Annotated in this window: 7 protein-coding genes; 6 read left to right on the top strand and 1 reads right to left on the bottom strand. The window is 66.1% G+C overall.

Annotated elements, in window-relative coordinates; genetic code table 11:
• Nucleotides 1-3: 3 nt before the first annotated feature.
• From B8V81_RS17390 to B8V81_RS17400, 3 genes are read left to right on the top strand one after another with little or no spacing between them, the layout of a single operon-like run.
• On the top strand, nucleotides 4-1,614 hold the full coding sequence (locus B8V81_RS17390) for a DEAD/DEAH box helicase (protein WP_028598146.1): 1,611 nt from the start codon (nucleotides 4-6) through the stop codon (nucleotides 1,612-1,614).
• A 20-nt stretch (nucleotides 1,615-1,634) separates the two neighbouring features.
• Nucleotides 1,635-2,411 carry an ABC transporter ATP-binding protein gene (locus B8V81_RS17395; protein WP_028598145.1) on the top strand — a complete coding sequence of 259 codons (777 nt, stop codon included), beginning with the start codon at nucleotides 1,635-1,637 and terminating at the stop codon, nucleotides 2,409-2,411.
• A complete protein-coding gene (locus B8V81_RS17400) occupies nucleotides 2,353-3,654 on the top strand; it encodes an ABC transporter permease (RefSeq protein WP_127464555.1) in 1,302 nt (433 codons plus the stop codon). Before B8V81_RS17395 ends, B8V81_RS17400 begins: the two co-directional genes overlap by 59 nt.
• Before the next feature lie 106 nt (nucleotides 3,655-3,760).
• Here the strand turns inward: B8V81_RS17400 and B8V81_RS17405 are convergent, their stop codons facing one another.
• Nucleotides 3,761-5,068 carry an aminotransferase class I/II-fold pyridoxal phosphate-dependent enzyme gene (locus B8V81_RS17405; RefSeq protein WP_028598143.1) on the bottom strand — a complete coding sequence of 436 codons (1,308 nt, stop codon included), beginning with the start codon at nucleotides 5,066-5,068 and terminating at the stop codon, nucleotides 3,761-3,763.
• Nucleotides 5,069-5,268: 200 nt separating this feature from the next.
• On the opposite strand from B8V81_RS17405, the gene B8V81_RS17410 reads away from it, so the two are divergent.
• From B8V81_RS17410 to B8V81_RS17420, 3 genes are all read left to right on the top strand, one after another.
• The gene (locus B8V81_RS17410; RefSeq protein WP_028598142.1) at nucleotides 5,269-6,054 is read left to right on the top strand and encodes a helix-turn-helix domain-containing protein; all 786 of its coding nucleotides are present in this window, start codon (nucleotides 5,269-5,271) and stop codon (nucleotides 6,052-6,054) included.
• A gap of 81 nt (nucleotides 6,055-6,135) precedes the next feature.
• A complete protein-coding gene (locus B8V81_RS17415) occupies nucleotides 6,136-14,574 on the top strand; it encodes a glycoside hydrolase family 94 protein (protein ID WP_244912786.1) in 8,439 nt (2,812 codons plus the stop codon).
• Between the two features lie 293 nt (nucleotides 14,575-14,867).
• Complete coding sequence (locus B8V81_RS17420) at nucleotides 14,868-19,055, top strand: bifunctional 2',3'-cyclic-nucleotide 2'-phosphodiesterase/3'-nucleotidase (RefSeq protein WP_101808838.1); 4,188 nt, start codon at nucleotides 14,868-14,870, stop codon at nucleotides 19,053-19,055.
• Nucleotides 19,056-19,088: the final 33 nt, after the last annotated feature.

Below are 19,088 nucleotides of genomic sequence, written 5' to 3' on the forward strand. Positions count from 1 at the left end.
GAAATGACCTATGAAAGCTGGAGTCGCCTCGGCCTGTCCGAGGCGGCTTTCGAACGGTTTGAAGCAAACGGGATCGGGGAGCCGACCCCGATCCAGCAGCAGGCGATCCCGCCGCTGCTCGCGGGCAAGGACCTGTCGGCAGGCTCGCAGACGGGCACCGGCAAGACGCTCGCGTACCTGCTCCCGCTGCTGCAGCGCATCGACGCGAGCAGCAAGGCGATCCAGGCGATCATCCTGTCGCCGACGCAGGAGCTGGCGATGCAGATCGTGCGCGTCGCCCAGGAGTACGGCGAGCCGCTCGGCATCCGCACCCAGCAGCTGATCGGCGGGGCGGCGGTGAAGCGTCAGCTCGAGAAGCTGAAGCTGAATCCGCAGCTGGTCGTCGGCACGCCGGGCCGCATCAACGAGCTGGTCAAGGGGAAAAAGCTCAAGCTGACGCAGGCGTCCATGGTCGTCGTCGACGAGGCGGACCAGGTGTTCGCGCTCGGCTCGACGGGCGAGGTGGAGACGATCCTGTGGGCGACGCCGAAAAGCCGTCAGCTGTCCTTCTTCAGCGCGACGCATCCCGACGTCATGAAGACGCTGGAGAAGCGGTGGATGAAGGAGCCGCTGCGCATCGACATCGAGCCGGAGCAGCGCGTGTCGGAGACGATCTCCCACTATTATGTCGTCTGCGACTGGCGCGACAAGACCGATACCGCTCGCCGCCTGCTGCGGCTGCTGGAGCCGGAGTCCGCGCTGGTGTTCATCAACAATACCGATCTGATCGCGAACTATGAGGCCAAGCTGGCGTTCGAGGGCTTCGACGTGGAATCGATCTACGGCGATGCCGACAAGCAGAAGCGCGCCGCTACGCTCGCCCGCTTCCGCGAGGGCCGGACGAAGCTGCTGCTCGCTACCGATGTCGCCGCGCGCGGCCTCGATATCCCCGGCCTCCCGCTCGTCGTCAATCTGGAGCCGCCTGCGGACGCCGACCAGTACGTGCATCGCTCGGGCCGCACGGGCCGGATGGGCCGCGAGGGCGTCGTGCTGACGCTGGCCGCGCCGAACGAGACGTACCTGATCGAGAAGTACGAGCGCAAGCTGGGCATCAAGCTTCAGGAAAAGACGCTGTACAAAGGCAAGCTGTGGGACCCGCACGAAGTTCCGCGCAGCCGGAGCGGCGGGGCGCCTGCGCGCGCCAAAGGCGCCGGCTCGGCGTCGGCAGCGGCGCCGGAGCGCCGTGCCGGCGCATCGGTTGCCGGCGGCGCCAGCGAGACGGACACGCGGAAAGCGGCTCCGGCGAGGAAGGCCGCCGAGACGCCGCCTGCCGCGCCTGCCCGGCAAGATGCGGGGCGCGGCCCGGCGGCCGGCGCGGCTCGGCCGGCGGGGGACGGAGCTGCCAGGCTGTCCCGCGCCGTCCCGCCATCCAGCTTCGCCAAGCCGGCTAGCAAGGTGCAGCCGTCCAGCTTCGTCAAGCCGACCTTGCCCGCCAAGCCGGCCGGCGCGGCCAAAGCGGCCAGCGCCTCCAAGCCGGCGAAGTCCAAGGCTCGGACCGCGAAGGCGGACAAGAACAAAGGCGCTCCGAAATGGCTGAAAGCCAAGCGCGGACAAGACGAAGCGCCGAAGAGCTGAAAAAAGGGAGGCGGCGCTCGATGAGCGAGTTCCAGGCTGGGGCGGAGGTGCTCCAGGTGAAAGGGCTGACCGGCGGCTACAGCCCGCGCCGTCCGGTGCTGCATGAGCTGGACTTTACGGTCCGCGCAGGGGAGATGATGGGCCTGATCGGACTGAACGGCGCGGGCAAGAGCACGACGGTCAAGCATCTGCTCGGCCTGATGGCCCCGCATCGCGGAGAAGTCAAGATCGGCGGGACGACGCTGGAGGCGGATCCGGAGCGCTACCGCGGCTCCTACGCCTATGTGCCGGAGGCGCCGGTGCTGTTCGAGGAGCTGACCGTGGAGGAGCATCTGCGGCTGACCGCGATGGCGTACGGCCTCGACGAGAAGCGGTACGCCGAGCGGCGCGACCGGCTGCTGGAGGAGTTCCGCATGGGGCCGAAGCGCGGAGCGCGCGCGGCCCATCTGTCCAAGGGCATGAAGCAGAAGGTGATGCTCATGAACGCGCTGCTGGCCCAGCCGGCACTGTACATCATCGACGAGCCGTTCCTCGGCCTGGATCCGCTCGGCATCCGCTCGCTGCTCGACCGTCTGACGGAGGAGCGCGCCAAAGGCGCCGCGATCCTCATGAGCACGCATATCCTGTCGACGGTAGAGACGTACTGCGACCGCTTCATGCTGCTGCATGGAGGCCGCATCCGGGAGATGGGCACGATGGACGAGGTGCGGATGTCGCGAGGGGCGGAAGGAGATACCCTTGAAGAGATCTTCTACCGCGTCGTGGAGGAGAGTGACGCCGATGGACGCGGGGCTTGACCGCGAATGGCGCCGGCGGGCGCTGGCGTTTTACAAGGACTGCCTGCCGTATCTCGGCGACATGGCCCGCAGCGGCTTGCCGCTGGCGCTGTTCGCGCTGATTATCGTCGGCTCGGCTTCCTATGCCGGCCTGCTTGAGCGCATTCCCGCGGATTTCCCCGCCGCCGCGCTCGGCACGCTGCTGCTGACGCCGGCGCTGTACTGGAATCCGATGCGCACTTGGCTGCAGCCGGCCGATGTCGTTTTTCTCCTGCCTCGCGAGGCAGCGATGAAAGGCTATTTGAGGCGCTCCTGGCTGCATACGCTGCCCGGCGGACTCGTGCTCGCTGCCGCCGTCCTGCTCCTTTATTGGCCGATCCGCGCCCGTGTGCCGGCAGACGAGCTGACGAATTGGACGCCGGAGCTGCTGCCGGCGCTGGCGGCAGTGCTGGCGCTCAAGGCGCTGGCGGCGGCGGCCGCCTGGCGAGAGCGGCAGATCGCCTGGAGCGCGAGCCGGACTGCGCTCAAGCTGCTGCGGCTGGCGATCACCGTCTGGCTGCTCTACGTCTGGCTGGAGGAGCACGCATTGACGGCGGCGTTCGTATCCGCGCCGGCGGCGCTGCTGTGGTGGGCCGCTTCGCGCTTGCCGAAGCGGATCGCGCTGCCGTGGGAGCGGCTGATCGAGGAGGAGCGGCGGACGGAGAGCCGCTATATCCGCTTTTTCGGCTGGTTCACCGAGGTGCCGTCGCTGCAGCCGAGCGTGCGCTCGCGTCCGTGGCTGTCGTGGATCGCGTCCAGGGTCCCGCTGCGCAAGCGCAGCACCTACACCTACCTGTACAGCCTGAGCATCGCCCGCACCGAGCTGGGCGGCATGCTGCTGCGGATGACGCTGCTCGGCATGCTTTGCTGCTATTGGCTCGGCGAAAGCGGCTGGCTGGACGGCTGGGCGGCCGCGGCTTGCGCGCTGCTGTTCCTGCTGATCGCAGGCTTGCAGTCGGCGGCGCTGACAGGGTGGCATCGCCATGTCGTCTGGCGGCATGTGTATCCGCTGCCGGAGAGCGGCCGGCTGCGCTCGGCGGCGGCAGTCGACCGCGGCGCGCTGACGGTCGTGGCGGCGCTGCTCTGGCTGGCCGCCGGCGTGCCGCTGCTCGCGGCCGGCCTCGTTGCCGCGCCGGCCGCCGCGGCCTTGCTGGCAGCCGTGTACGTGCTGCTTCGTCCCCGGCGGCTGCTCAAGCGGCAGCAGCGCGAGGACGAGGAGGATTGAACGAAAAAAAGGCTGTTCCCGAGCGACTCGGGGACAGCCTTTTTTTGCCTTGCCTGCCTGCTCGCTCGAGCGGCGTCGCATCGAGGCCGACGCCGCCCGGCTCCGATCAGGTCGTGATGCCTTGACGGATGTCCTGGACAGCCTGATGGATCGCGTCGAACAGATCCTCCAGGTTCGCTTCTTCAGTGCAGGAGAACGCGACGCGCAGATCCGTATCGCCGAGCGCGATCGTGCCGATCTCGTAGGCGTTCAGCAGGCGCTGGCGCACCGCTTCGGCGCTGACGTCCTCGAGCCGCAGGCACATGAAGTACCCCGAGTTGAACGGATAGTAGCTCCACGCGCCGTCGTAGCGGCCGCTGTCGAGCAGCTGCTTGACGCGGCTCGCGCGGCTTTTCATGATGGCGTACTTCTCGGCCTTCTGGGCTTCGAAGTCGGGATGCCGCAGCGCATGCAGGATGAACGTCTGCGACGGATGCGGCCCGCTGGAGATGGTGGAGCGGATGATGCCGAGCGTCTTTTGCTCCAGGGCGGCCAGCACGTCGGCGGAGTCGGAGGCGTACGTGATGAAGCCGACGCGGAAGCCCCAGACGTACTCTTCCTTGGTCGCGCCGTCGATCTTGACCGGCAGGATGCGCTCATGGAGCCCCGCCAGGCGGCCGAACAGCGACTCGTGCACGGATTCTTCGAAGAAGAGCCCGAAGTAGGCGTCGTCGGTGACGGCGACGATGCGGATGCCGGCTTCCGCCGCGGCCAGAAGCGCCGCCACGATCGCTTCGCACTCGTCGCGGTCCGGCGTGTAGCCGGTCGGATTGTTCGGGAAGTTGAGGATGACGATCGCCTTGCCCTTGTCCCGCCGGGCGAGCAGCGCTTCGCGCAGGCCGTCGGCGTTGAAGCGGCCGTCCGCGGCGTACAGCGGATATTCGACGATCTCGGCGCCGCGGCGCACGCCGAAGGTCAGCTCGTAGTTCTCCCAGTTCTTGTCCGGGATGACGACGGCGTCGCCGGCGTCCGCGAACAGGTCCGCGACGATGCTCAGGCCGTGCGTCAGCGCGTTCGTCGCGATCGGGCTGCCGAACGAGCGGCCCTGGAGCGAGGGATTCTCCACGATCATCTTCTCGCGCCAGGCGGAGCGCAGCTCGGGCTTGCCCGCAGGCGGAGCGTATTCGTAAAGATCCTTCGGATCATAGGCGGACAGCGTGTCTTGAATCAGCTTCAGATGCATCGGGACGCCGTTCTCCGTGGCGATGCCGATCGTGGCGTTGAACTTCCGGGCCTTGGTCTTGGCCTCGGCGGACTGGCTCAGGATGCCCTCCTTCGGGAAATACAGCTGCCGTCCAAGTCCGGACAGCATGGCGTACACATGGGCGTTGCCTTTTTCCAGCGCGGCGTTCAACTGCTGGGCAAGTGGATTCATGATTCCTCTTCCGTCCTTCCAGGGTCGATGTGTCCGGGCCGCGTCGGCGCAGTCCCGGCAGGCATTGGCGTTCGGGTGTCATTATACCATTTTATGACCTTGCCGGGGAGGGACAAAAAGCATTCTTTCTGCTTCTTGCCGGAGGTCGCTCCAGTAAGGTATGATGACGAAAAACGTACCGTGAAACCGGGGAGGTCTACATGCTGCACGTACCGCCCTCATCGTTCGTCCTGCTTCCATCCTTCGCCAAGATCGTCTGCGAGCCGAATTGGAAATGGCCCCGCCGGGACAAGCCGATGGCAAACTACGACCTGTTCTATGTCTGGAGCGGGGAAGGAGAGCTGCTGCTGAACAACGAGCCTTATCCGCTCGAGGCCGGCAGCTGCTTTCTGTTCCGCCCCGGCGACTACACGAGCGCGGTCCACAACCCGCAAAAGCCGCTCGTCCTGACCTACATCCACTTCGATGTCGAGGGCGACCCCGGCGAGGTGCCCGCCCGTCACCGCGTCCTCGAAGATACGGTGGAATTCGAATACCTCCTCTCGCGCTACGTGCGCCTGTTCCTCGTCCAGCTGTTCGCCGCCGAGGAGGAGGCGAGGCTCCTCCTCAAGCAGCTGATGATCCATCTGCTGCGGGACGACCGCCAGGCTCCGGTGGAGCGCAAGGCGAGCAACCAGCTGACGGAGGCGATCCAGGAGATCGCCAACTACATCCGTCAAAATCCCGGCATCTCCCATCGCGTCGAGGATCTGGCGGGCCGCGCGGGCCTTTCGCCGAGGTATTTCAGCATCAAGTTCAAGGAGATCATCGGGATCCCCGTCCAGACGTACATGATCCGCACCCGCATCGAGCGGGCGCAGCATCTGCTCATGCACGGCGGCATGAACGTGACCGAGGTGGCCGACGCGCTCGGCTACCGCGACATCTTTTTTTTCAGCCGCCAATTCAAGCAGTACACGGGCAAAAGTCCGTCCGAGATCCGGTAGCCGCCGGATCTTTTTTTTATAAAATCGTCCCCCCTTGGGAATATTTAGTTGAAGTACACTTCAGGCTACCCAGGGGGAATCATGACGACTATGGATTTGATCATCAAGGCGGCCCGGGAGCTTGCCTTGACCCACGATACGGCGAGAGGGCGCTCGCCCGTCCGCCAGCGCAAAGCGCTCGGCCGGCAGCTGGCCTCGATGACCGGCTTCGCGGACCGGCTCCGCCAGAGCGGCGAGGACGGCTGCGTCCAGCCTGCCGCGGAATGGCTGCTGGACCATGCCGAATTCATCCAGGAGCAAGGCTATCATGCCGAGCAGGAGCTGCGGCAGGGCGGACTGAGCCGGCTGCCCTGGATCCGGCGCTCGGGCCATACGCGCGCCGAGGCGGTCTGCGACGGCTATTTGGATGCCGTCTCGGGCCAATACGATTCCGCGACCTTCCGGACTTATCTCGATGCCTACCAGGAAGTATCCGTGCTGTCGCTCGCCGAGACGTGGGCGCTGCCCCTGGCGCTGCGCTGCTGCCTGTTCCGCCGCCTCTCGGAAGTATTCCGCGAGGTCGGGCAGAGGCATGACGCCTGCATGGCGTCCGAGCGCATCCTGCGCGCCGCCATCTCCGCCAAGAGCCGTCCGGATGCGCTGAGCCTGACCGAGGCGCTCGACCGCGCCGGACGCGACATTGCGCTTTCGGGAGCGGTCGTCGCCCATCTCGTCGCCCGGCTGCGGGAGTGGGCGGACGACTCCGAGGAGGTGCGGCGCTGGCTGCTGCTGCGGCTCGACAACGGCAGCGAGAGCCTCGCCCGGCTGAACGCCTACGAGACGCGCCTGCAGGCATCCTATCAGATGCAGGCGGGCCGTCTCATCGGCAGCCTGCGGGCTGCCGAGCGCACGCCTTGGGAGCGGCTGCTCGAGGAGCTGAGCGTGACCGAGCGCGTGCTGCGCGGCGAAGCGAGCGGCATGTATCCGCGCCTCGACGCCGAGAGCCGCGCGACGCTGCGCGGCGCGGCGTCGCGCCTGGCGGCGCGGCTCGGCCTGCCGGAGAAGCTCGTCGCCGAGCATGCCGTGCGGCTGGCGGCCGAGGCGCTGGCGGCAGCGGCCGGCCCGCTGCCGGAGGCTGTGCCGGCGCAGCAGGCGCGCGGACGGACGGGCGGCCGCGACGCCGATGCGGCGAAGGCGACCGGCGAGAGCTTCTTGGCGGATGCGGCGGCGCGAGAGTCGTCCGCTGCAGGACGGCCTATCGCCGCGACCGCAGCGCTTGCTCCGCAAGACGATCCGGCGGCAGGATTGCCGCCGCGCGCGGCGTACGCGGCCTACTACTTGCTCGAGCCCGAGGGCCGGCATCGGCTGCGCGTCGAGATCTGCAGCTCCGTCCGCTCGCGGCGTTTGCCGGAGACGGGCCTGCTGCGCCGCCGCAGCGCGGTCTATTTGACGCTGCTGGCCGGCTCGTTCGCCCTCTGCGCCGCGGCGCTGCTGCTGCTCGTCCGCGGGGCATCCGTCCAGGCATGGACGGCATGGATGTGGCTGGGGGCGGCGCTGCTGCTCCTGCTGCCGGCCTCGGAATGGGCGGTCGCGCTGCTGCACGGCGCGATCGGCCGGACGATGCCGACGCGTCCGCTGCTGCGCTACGATTATGCGGACGGGGTAGCGGAGGACGCTTCCACGCTGATCGTCATTCCGGTCATTTGGTCGACGGAGGAGGAAGTGCGCCAGCTCGCCCGCAGGCTGGAGCTCCATTATCTCGCCAATCGCGACGGCCGCTTCCACTTCGCGCTGCTCGGCGACTTCGCCGATGCGCCGAAGGAGCATGCGAGCGGCGACGCCGAGCTGGTCGAGCTCGCTGCCGGGGAGATCCGCCGGCTGAACCGCAAGTACGGCGAGGACGGCACGACGTTCCACCTGCTGCAGCGGCGGCGCGTCTGGAACGAGGCGGAGGGCGTCTGGATGGGGTGGGAGCGCAAGCGCGGCAAAGTCGTCGAGCTCGCCCGGCTGCTCGCCGGAGACGAAGGCACGACATTCACGCATCGCGAATCCGACGCCTCCGTCTACGCCCGCATCGCTTACGTCATCACGCTCGACGCGGACACGCAGCTGCCGTTCGGCAGCGCCCAGCGCATGGTCGGCACGATGCATCTGCCGTACAACGCGCCGCGCCTGAACGCGGCCGGCACCCGCGTCAAGGAAGGCTATGCGGTGCTGCAGCCGCGAATCGCGATCAGCAGCGACAGCGCCTCGTCCTCGCGCCTCGCCGCGCTCTGGGCCGGCACGCCGGGCATCGACCCGTACGCCTTCGCGGTGTCGGATCCGTATCAGGACGGCGTCGGCGAAGGCATCTTCACGGGCAAAGGCATCTTCCATGCCGGACTGTTCCGCCGCCTGCTGAGCGAGCGCATCCCCGACAATACGGTGCTCAGCCACGATCTGCTCGAAGGGGGCTTCCTGCGGGGCGGGCTGCTGTCCGACATCGAGCTCGTAGACAGCCATCCGGCGAGCCTGCGCGCGTGGCAGCTGCGCCTGCACCGCTGGGTGCGCGGCGACTGGCAGCTGCTCTGCTGGCTGAAGCGCCAGGTGCGCGACTGCGCGGGCACGCCGCGGCCGGTCGATCTCGGGCCGATCACGCGCTGGCAGATCGTCGACAACCTGCGCCGCAGCCTCATGCCGCCGGCCCTGTATATGATCGCGCTGCTCGCGCCTTTGCTGCCGGCGGGCTCCCGCGCCGCGCTGCTGGCGGCCGCCCTGCTGACGGCGCTGCTGCCGTTGCTGCAGGCGCTCGCCGCGCCGGCGTACGTGCTGCGCCATCCGGGCCGGCTCGGCGCCTCGCTGCTGCAGTCGCTGCTGCTGCTGATCCTGCTGCCGTATCAGACGGCGCTCATGGCCGATGCGATCGCGCGCACGCTGTATCGGACCGGCATCAGCCGCCGGAGGCTGCTCGAGTGGAAAAGCGCCGCCGACATCGAGCGCGCGTCCGACCGCCGGCTGCTGGCGTTCCGTGCTTCCGGCACGGCGCTGGCGCTGCTCGTGCCTGCCGCGGCATGGCTATCCGGAGCGCCGTCCGGCCTGCTCGCGCTGAGCGCGATCCTGGCTGTCGCCTGGCTGGCCGCGCCGCTTGCCGCTACGTGGCTGAACGGCCGTCCGTCCGTTTCGGAGCCGCGCCTGCAAGCGGAGGAGCGGCAGGAGCTGCGCGCGCTCGCCGCCTCGATCTGGAGCTATTATGCCGACTTCGCCGGCGAACAGGATCATTGGCTGCCGCCGGACAACGTGCAGCTCGAGCCTGACCGCGGGGTCGCGCATCGCACGTCGCCGACGAACATCGGGCTCATGCTCGCCTGCACGGTGACGGCGCGCGACTTCGGCTTCATCGCCAGCTCCGAGATGATCGAGCGGATGAGCCGCACGATGGATACGCTCGAGCGGATGGAGCGATGGCACGGGCATCTGTTCAACTGGTACGATACGACGACGCTGCAGCCTCTCCATCCGCGGTACGTGTCCACGGTCGACTCCGGCAACCTCGTCGCCTATCTGATCGCGGCCAAGGCCGGCGTGGAGGAATACGCCGCCCGCGAGAGCGGTCCCTGGACGGACGAAGCGGCCCGACTGGCGATGCGGCTCGACGCCTACGCGCGCGAGACGGACTTCCGGCCGCTCTACAACAGCGAGGCGCAGCTGCTCGCGCTCGGCTACCATGCCGATCAGGATCGGCGAGACGACATCCTGTACGACCTGCTCGCCTCGGAAGCGCGGCAGGCGAGCTTCCTCGCGATCGCGCAAGGCCAGCTGCCCGCGTCGCATTGGTTCCGCCTCGGCCGCTCGCTGACGGTGATCGGCCGGCGGCCGGCGCTGCTCAGCTGGTCGGGCACGATGTTCGAGTACCTGATGCCGGCGCTGCTCATGCGCACGTATCGCGGCTCCCTCTGGGACAGCACGTACCGGGCCGTCGTCCAGCGGCAAAAGGACTATGCCCGGTCGAAGGACGTGCCGTACGGCATTTCCGAATCGGGCTACTACGGATTCGACTACGACATGAACTATCAGTACCGCGCGTTCGGCGTGCCGGGCCTCGGCTTCCAGCGCGGGCTGGACAAGGAGCTCGTGCTCGCCCCGTATGCGGCAGTCATGGCGCTGCCATGGGACCCGGCCGAGGGCATGGACAACCTGGAGCGCTTCGAGCGGATGGGCGCGAGGGGCAAATACGGCTTTTACGAGGCCGTCGACCTGCAGCCGTCGCGGCTGCCGGACGGGACCGGCCATCGAGTCGTAAAAAGCTTCATGGCGCATCATCAGGGCATGAGCCTGATGACGCTCGGCAATCTGCTGCTCGACGTCTCGATGGTCGACCGCTTCCATGCCGATCCGCGCGTCCAGGCGGCGGAGCTGCTGCTGCAGGAGCGGCTGCCGGACCGGGCGACGGTCATCGCTCCGCAGGCGCTGCGCTCGGGCGCGTCCCGCACGGCTCCGGCCGAGGACGGCCGAGGCACGCGCATGTTCGAGCATCCGGTGACCGCGGTGCCGGAAGCCTGCGTGCTGTCCAACGGCACGTTCACGTCCTTCGTGACGGCCGACGGCACGGGCCAGCTGCGCAGCGAGGGCCTGTCCTTCACGCGCTGGCGGGAGGACGCGGTGGTGCCGGCGTACGGGCCGGCCGTCTACATCCGCGATCTGAGCGGGGGGCTGTTCTGGTCGCCCAGCTTTTATCCCGTCGGCAGCGAGGGCAGCGGCGCGAGCGCGCGCTTCCGGCTTGACCGCGCCGAGTTCCGGCGCAGCGAGGGCGGCGTCAGCTGCGAGATGGCGATCGTCGTCGCGCCGGAGCATGCGGCGGAGATCCGGACGCTGACGCTGGAGAATGAAAGCCGCGAAACGCGTCTTCTCGAGGTGACCACTTATGTGGAGCTCGCGCTTGCGCCGCCCTCCGTCGACGATGCGCATCCGGCGTTCAGCAAGCTGTTCGTGCAGACGTCCCGGGACGAGGCGAGCGGCGCGCTGCTCGCCTGGCGGAGGCCGCGCTCGCAGGAGGAGAAGCCGCTGTGGGCGGTGCACATGCTTCATGCCGGACCCGAAGCGGTCGGACCGGCGGAATACGAGACGGACCGCGCGAAGTTCATCGGCCGCGGCCACTCGCTTGCCGCTCCGCGCTGCGCGGACGAGAAGCTCGAAGGCTCGACCGGAGCGGTGCTCGATCCAGCGTTCGTCATGCGCCGCAAGCTGCGTCTCGAGCCTGGCGCGCGGACGGTGCTGACCGCGGTGAGCGGCCTGGCCGCCTCGCGCGGCGAAGCGCTGCAGCTCGTGCGCGAGCTGCTCGCGCCCGGCAAGCGGGAAGCCGCGTTCGAGCTCGCTTGGACGCTTAGCGCCATCGCGCTGCGGCAGCATCGGCTGGACGAGGCCGAGGCTGCGGCGATGCAGATGCTGGCCGGACGGGTCCTGTACGCTCCGCCGCAAGCCAAGGAGCGCGCCGAAGCGATCCGCCGCAACCGCCTCGGTCAGCCGGGACTGTGGCCGCTCGGCCTGTCCGGCGATTTGCCGATCGTGCTGCTGCGCATCGAGGACGCCGCGGACATGCCGTTCGCGACGAGGCTGGTGAACGGCCACGGCTACCTGCGCCGGCTCGGCCTCGCGTTCGACCTCGTGCTGCTGAACGAAAGCGGCGAGGGCTACCAGCAGGCGCTGCAGGACGCCTTGCTGCTGGCGGTCCAATCGGCGGTGTCCTATCCGCCGTATGCGGTCGGAGGAGGCTTGTACCCGATCGCCTCGTCGAGGCTGACGGAGGAGCAGGCGCTGCTGCTGGAGACGGCGGCGCGCGTCGCGCTGCGGGCGGACGGACCGAGCCTCGGCGCGCAGCTGCGGGTCGTTCTTCCGGAAGCGGATCGAAATAGTTATTCGAATCGCGACCTTTTAATGGAAGGAATAGAACGAGAACGCATTCCCGAATCGGAGCGTGACGTCGTCGGCTTGCCGCCGGACTCGTTCGCGCTGCAGCTAGTCGACTGGGACGAAGCCGCGCTGGAGACGCGCAAGCGGACGGGCATCTCGGCGCTGCCGCTCGAGCCGGAGGAGGAGCTGCTGTTCTTCAACGGCTGGGGCGGATTCCGCCCGGACGGGGGGAACTACGTCATCCGGCTGCAGCCGGGCCAGCCGCTGCCGGTGCCTTGGAGCAACGTCATCGCGAATCCGCGCTTCGGCACGCTCGTCACGGAGCGGGGCACGGGCTACAGCTGGTTCAGCAACAGCCGCGAGTTCAAGCTCAGTCCGTGGTCCAACGACCCTGTCGTCGATCCGGCCGGCGAGCTGATCTACGTCCGCGACGAGGAGAGCGGCAAGTTCTGGACCGCGTCTCCTGCTCCGGGCGAGGCGCGCGAGTTCCGCATCGAGCATGGACGCGGGTTCACGCGGCTGCTGACCCGCATGGAAGGGCTGACGCAGGAGGCGAGCGTCGCCGTGCATCCGCAGGATCCGGTCAAAGTGACCGAGCTGCGGCTGCGCAACGACTCCGGCCGGCCGCGCCGGCTGTCGGCGACCGCCTATTGCGCCTGGGTGCTCGGCGTCAGCACGGGCGGCGTCCAGGCGATCGCCACGGAGTGGGACGCGGAGGCGGAGGCGCTGCTGGCCCGCAACGCTTACCAGGAGACGTTCCGCGATGCCGAGGCGTTCCTGCTGGTGACGGCGGACGGCGCGGGGGATGGCGGCATGCCGGCGGACTATACGGATGACCGCAGGGAATTCATCGGCCGCGGGCACGGGCCGTATTGTCCGGCGGGAATGGGCCGGGCCGCCCTCGGCGGGCGCGCGGGAGCGGCGGCGGACAGCTGCGGCGTCGTGCGGAGGGAGCTTGTGCTCGCTCCGGGCGAGGAACGGCGGATGTACGTCGTGCTCGGCGCGGGCGGAACGCGGGAAGAGGCGCTCGGCCTCGCTCGCAAATATGCATCGCCCGAAGCCTGCGAGGCCGTGCTGCCCGCCTCGGAGGCGCACTGGCGGGAGCTGCTCGGCGGCATCGAGGTGGAGACGCCGGACAAGGAGATGGACTTGCTGCTGAACGGCTGGCTGCTGTACCAGGCGCTGAGCTGCCGCGTCTGGGCCCGCACCGCCTTTTTCCAGGCGGGCGGCGCGTACGGCTTCCGCGACCAGCTGCAGGACTCGCTCTCGCTGCTCCATGCGCGGCCCGACCTGACGCGCCGGCAGCTGCTGCTCAACGCCTCGCATCAGTACCTGGAGGGGGACGTGCAGCACTGGTGGCATGAGGAGACGCACAAGGGCATCCGCACCAAGTACACCGACGATCTGCTCTGGCTGCCGTACGCGTCGGCGCGCTACGCCGTTTTCACCGACGACTGGGACGTCTTCGGGGAACGAGCCCCTTATCTGACGAGCGAGCCGCTCTCCGAGGAGGAGCATGAGCGCTACGAGGCGACCGTGCTTTCCGGCGAGGAGGGCACGCTTTACGAGCACTGCGTGCGCGCGATCGAGAAGGGGCTGACCGCCGGCCGCCACGGCATTCCGCTGATGGGCATCGGCGACTGGAACGACGGCATGAACTCGATCGGCGACGAGGGCAGGGGCGAGAGCGTGTGGCTCGGATGGTTTCTGTGCGTCGTGCTGGAAAAGTTCGCTCCGGTCTGCCTGCGGATGGGCGACGAGGTCCGCGCGGCCCATTACCGCAAGGAGCGCGAGCGGATCATGGCGGCGATCAACGAGCATGCGTGGGACGGGGAATGGTACCGCCGCGCCTGCACCGACGAAGGCGTCTGGATCGGCACGAACGAAGCGCGGGAATGCAGGATCGACGCCATCGCCCAGTCGTGGTCCGTCATCTCCGGAGGCGCGCCTCCGGAGCGGGCGCGCAAGGCGATGGGATCGTTCGACCGGGAGCTCGTCGACCGCGGCCTCATGCTGGCGCGGCTGCTGACGCCGGCGTTCGACAAGACCGAGCCGACGCCCGGATATATCCAAGGCTATCCACCGGGACTGCGCGAGAACGGCGCCCAGTATACGCACGGCGTCATCTGGAGCATCGTCGCGTGGAGCGCGCTCGGCGAGGGCGGCAAGGCGGCGGAGCTGTTCCGCCTGCTCAATCCGGTCAGCCACGCCAAGTCTCCCGGCGACGTGCGCCGCTACGGCGGCGAGCCTTACGTCATGGCGGCGGACGTCTACACGACCGACACCTACGGCGGCAAAGCGGGCTGGACGTGGTACACCGGCGCTTCGGGCTGGATGTACCAGGCTGGGCTGGAGTGGATTCTCGGGCTCAGCCGCGAGGGGCGCGAGCTGATCGTGCGTCCGCGCATTCCGGCGGAGTGGCCTTCCTATGCGATCCGCTACCGCATCGGAACGTCCCGGCTGGACATCCGCGTGCTCAATCCGCATCGCCTGAACGCCTCGGAGGCGGTCGTCGTCATGAACGGCGGACAGCCGTCCGAAGCGTCCGCGGAGGCGCGGATTCCGCTTCCGGATGATGGCGGCCATCACCGCATCACCCTGGTGCTGGAGCGTCGCGTGACGGAATCTGACATCGACTCGATGCATAAATATTGAACATCGGTTCAAGGGGGAATGAACAACCTTGCAACGCCTTCAGGCGCTGCAGGGTTGTTTTTTCTTGATATGGCGCGTTTCGATTGCCATGCGAAAAGGAAAACGATCTTTTCGGTATACAAAAAAAGCGATGTATAAGGATGGATTTTTATTCATATTCGTCATTTTTCTTTGACTAGTGATATTTTTCTTTACATAACCTCAACGAATATTTTATGATTTCTATGATTTTCGATTTTCCTCTGTTGGTATAATGTCGAGGCAAGAAACAAAAAGGGAGGACTCATCACTTTATGAGATGGAAGCCGAAATGGAACAAACCGACCGCTTCCGTGCTGGCGGCATCCGTGCTGTCCGCGCAGGTTCTTGGCGGAGCCGTGCTGTTCACGGGAACGGCGGAGGCGGCTGCTGACGCGACGATCGATCTTCGCGTCTTGAGCACGACGGACATTCATACGAACGTCTACGGCTGGGATTATTTCAAAAACGCCGCTTCGATCACGGTCGGCCTGGACCGCGCCGCGACGCTGATCAATGAGAACCGCAATGGAAATACGCTGCTCGTGGACAATGGAGACTTGATCCAAGGCACGCCGCTCGGCACCTATATGGCCAAGCATTCGGACTTGAAGACGAATCCTCAGGCCATCCATCCGATGATGGCGGTCATGAACTATCTCAAGTACGATGCGGCTACGTTCGGCAACCATGAGTTTAACTACGGCCTCGACTTCCTCGACCGCACGGTAGCGGAAGGCGTCTACAAGAATCTCCCGGGCGCAGCCTTCCCTTACGTCAATGCCAACATCTACAAAGTTGACGGCGACAACGACAAATCCAACGATGAAAATGCCTTCGAGCCTTATGTCATCCTGGAAAAGAAAGTGAAAGACTCCAACAACAATGAGCAGACGATCAAGGTCGGCCTGATCGGCCTCGTCACGCCGCAGATCATGGAGTGGGACAAGGTCAACCTCGAAGGCAAGGTCTATACGGAAGACATCAGCACGACGGCGGCGAAATTCGCTCCGATCGTACGCGCGGCAGGCGCGGATGTCGTCATCGCCCTGGCGCATACGGGCTTCGACGCGACAGCTCCGGAAGGCGCAGGCGAAGAGAACGCGGTCAATGCCCTGACGAAAGTTCCCGGCATCGACGCCGTCACGTTCTCTCACTCCCATAAAGTATTCCCGGCGGCGACGGAAGCGGCGCTCGACGCCAGCTTCAAGGATCCGAGCACGAGCAAGCCTTTCAACACGGCTGCGGTTAAGGTTGACAACGTCAACGGCCATATCAACGGCACGCCGGCCGTGCAAGCCGGCTACGGCGGCAACAACATCGGCCTGATCGACCTCAAAGTCGTGCAAAGCGGCGGCAAATGGGTCGTCGACAAAGCGGCTTCCAAGACCTCGACGAAGTCGATCTTCAAAACGGTCGACAAGGTGAACTCCTCGACTGTTGCTCCTGACCTTCAGGTACAACAGCTCGCAGCGGCCGCCCACAACGCGACCATCGCCTACACAGGCGCGAAGCTCGGCACGACAAGCGCCGCGATGAACAGCTTCTTCGCGATGGTGCAGGACGATCCGACGGTCCAGGCCGTGACGGACGCTCAAAAATGGTACGTCCAGAACTACCTGACCGTGAACGACTCCGTCTACAAGGATCTGCCGATCCTGAGCGTCGGCGCGCCGTTCAAGGCGGGACGCAACGGTCCGGATGAATATACGGACATCGCTGCCGGCGATCTGACGATCCGCAGCGCGAGCGACCTGTATCTGTACGACAACACGCTCAAGGCGATCAAGGTCAAAGGCTCGGTCGTCAAGGAATGGCTGGAGATGAGCGCAGGCGCGTTCAACACGATCAGCCCCCGCAAGACGACGGCCCAGTCGCTGCTGAACCCGGCCTTCGCCGTGTACAACTTCGACGTCATCGACGGCGTGAACTACAAGTACGACGTCACCAAGCCGGCCAAGTACGACCCGAACGGCAAGCCGCTCAACCCGGGCTCCAGCCGCGTCACTGAACTGACGTACAACGGCCAGCCGCTTGACCCGAACCAGGACTTCATCGTCGTCACGAACAATTACCGCGCAAGCGGCGGCGGCAACTTCCCTGGCGTCAAAGGCGCTCAGCTGATCGTCGACTCCCAGGACGAGAACCGCCAGGTGCTGATGGACTATATCGTCGAAAAAGGAACGATCAATCCGACGGCAGACGGCAACTGGTCGCTGCAGCCGATCGCTGGCAACGTCAACGTGACGTTCACCTCGTCGCCGAAAGCGGCGGACGCTCTGGTGCCAGGCATCTCCTACACGACCGCCAACAATGAAAAAGGCTTCGGCATCTTCAAGCTCGAGAAGCTGAAGAAGGCATTCGTACCGGCGACTTCCGACGTGGAAGTTCACCTGCTCGGCATCAACGACCTGCACGGCCAGCTGGACACCGAGTCCATGGTGAGCAGCAAGCCTGCAGGCACGGCCGCCATCCTGGCGACCTACCTGAAGGAAGCCCGCGCGAAATACGCGCAGGACGGCAAGCCGACGATCCTGTTCCATAACGGCGACTCCGTCGGCGCATCCGCTCCGGTATCGTCGCTGGAGCGCGACAAGCCGACGCTGGAATGGCTGAACATGATGCAGTTCGACATCGGCTCGCTCGGCAACCATGAATTCGACCAAGGCGTCGACGCGCTGAAGGCGCAGCTGTACGGCGGCGCGGATCCGAAAAACAAAACCGTCGTGCACGGCGGCGTCGACTTCGACTACGTCAACGGCAACGTCATCGTCACGGAGACGGGCAAGACGCTGATCGAGCCGTACGTCGTGAAGGAAGTCGGCGGCGTGAAGATCGGCTTCATCGGCCTCGTCACGAAATCCACGCCGAACAAGGTCGCTCCATCCGGAACGGCAGGCGTGCGCTTCATGGAAGCATCCGAAGAAGTAAAAGCGGTCAACGCCTATGCCAAAGCCCTGCAGGAGCAAGGCGTAGAGACCATTGTCGTGCTGGCGCATGATCCGGCCAAAACGACCTTCGTGGACGGCAAGCCGACCGTCACGGTCGGCGAATCCGTCGATCTTGCCAAGGCGCTGCCGGCCGACTCCCCGATCGACGTCATCGTCGCGGGCGACGACCACGCTCTCGCCAACCAGGAAGTCAACGGCAAGCTGATCGTCCAAGCTTATTCCTACGGTACGGCATACGAAGACATCAAGCTCGTTATCGACCACAAGACGGGCGATGTCAAAGAAAAATCCGCCGTCGTCTCCACGACGTTCCACGCCGGCAAGACGCCGGATGCGGATACGGTCGCTCTGGTGGACAAATACCTGGCGCTTCATCCGGAGCTGACCAAGCCGGTCGGCACGACGGACGGCTCCGTCGTCCGCACGGACGCCTACAACAACGAAGCTCCGCTGGGCAACCTGATCGCGGATGCCATGCGCTTCGCCAACTTCGGCGACGGCAAGAGCGAAGCCGACTTCGCCTTCATGAACCCGGGCGGCATCCGCGCCGACCTGCCGAAAGGCGACGTGAAGTTCGGCGACCTGGCGAAAGTCCAGCCGTTCGGCAACACGCTCGTGAAGCTTACGCTGACGGGCGCTCAAGTGAAGAAGCTGCTCGAGCAGCAGTGGGGTACGAACGCGGACGGCTCCGCGAATACGAAGACGCTGCAGATTTCCGGCCTCAAGTACACGGCTCTGATGGACAAGCCTGTCGCTGAGCGCGTCGCGAATCTGACGCTGACGAACGGAACGCCGATCGAAGACGGCAAGGAATATACGGCTGTCGTCAACAACTTCATGGCTGCCGGCGGCGACAACTACAAAGTGCTGACCGAAGCCAAATCGTCTGTACCGGGTCCAATCGACCTGGACGAGTTCTACAACTATATCGTGAAGACATTCAAAGGCGGCCAAATCACCGCCAAGATCGAAGGACGCATCACGAACGTGAAGGAAGCGACTTCGACGCCGACGCCATGGAATCCGTCCGCGACGCCGACGCCTACGGCAAGCCCGTCCGCTTCTCCAAGCGCGACGCCGGCTCCGAGCGCGACGCCGGCACCATCGGCTACGCCTGCACCTAGCGCGGCTCCTGAGTTCGGCGATATCGCCAAGTACACTTGGGCTGTCGCTGCGATCCAGAAGCTGGCTGCTCTGGGCATCATCAACGGCATGGGCGACGGCAAGTTCGCTAAGTTCGAGCCGAACCGCGACATTACCCGCGAGGAGATGGCGATCATGGTCGCCAATGCCCTCAAGTATGCGGGCAAGGAGCAGCCGGTCGACAAGGACGCTCTGTCCGCATTCAAAGACAAGGCGAAAATCGGCTCCTACGCTCAGAACGCTGTCGCTCAGCTGGTTAAATCCGGCATCCTGAACGGCATGGGCGATGGAACCTTCGCGCCGAAAGGCATGGCGACCCGCGCTCAAGCGGCCGTCATCCTCGACCGCGTGCTGGGTCAAGTCTCCTAATCGAGCTTCATTCCGCAACACAGAAAGCTCCGT

It is taken from the genome of Paenibacillus pasadenensis (assembly GCF_002864175.1).
In the GTDB taxonomy this organism is placed as follows: domain Bacteria; phylum Bacillota; class Bacilli; order Paenibacillales; family Paenibacillaceae; genus Paenibacillus_O; species Paenibacillus_O pasadenensis.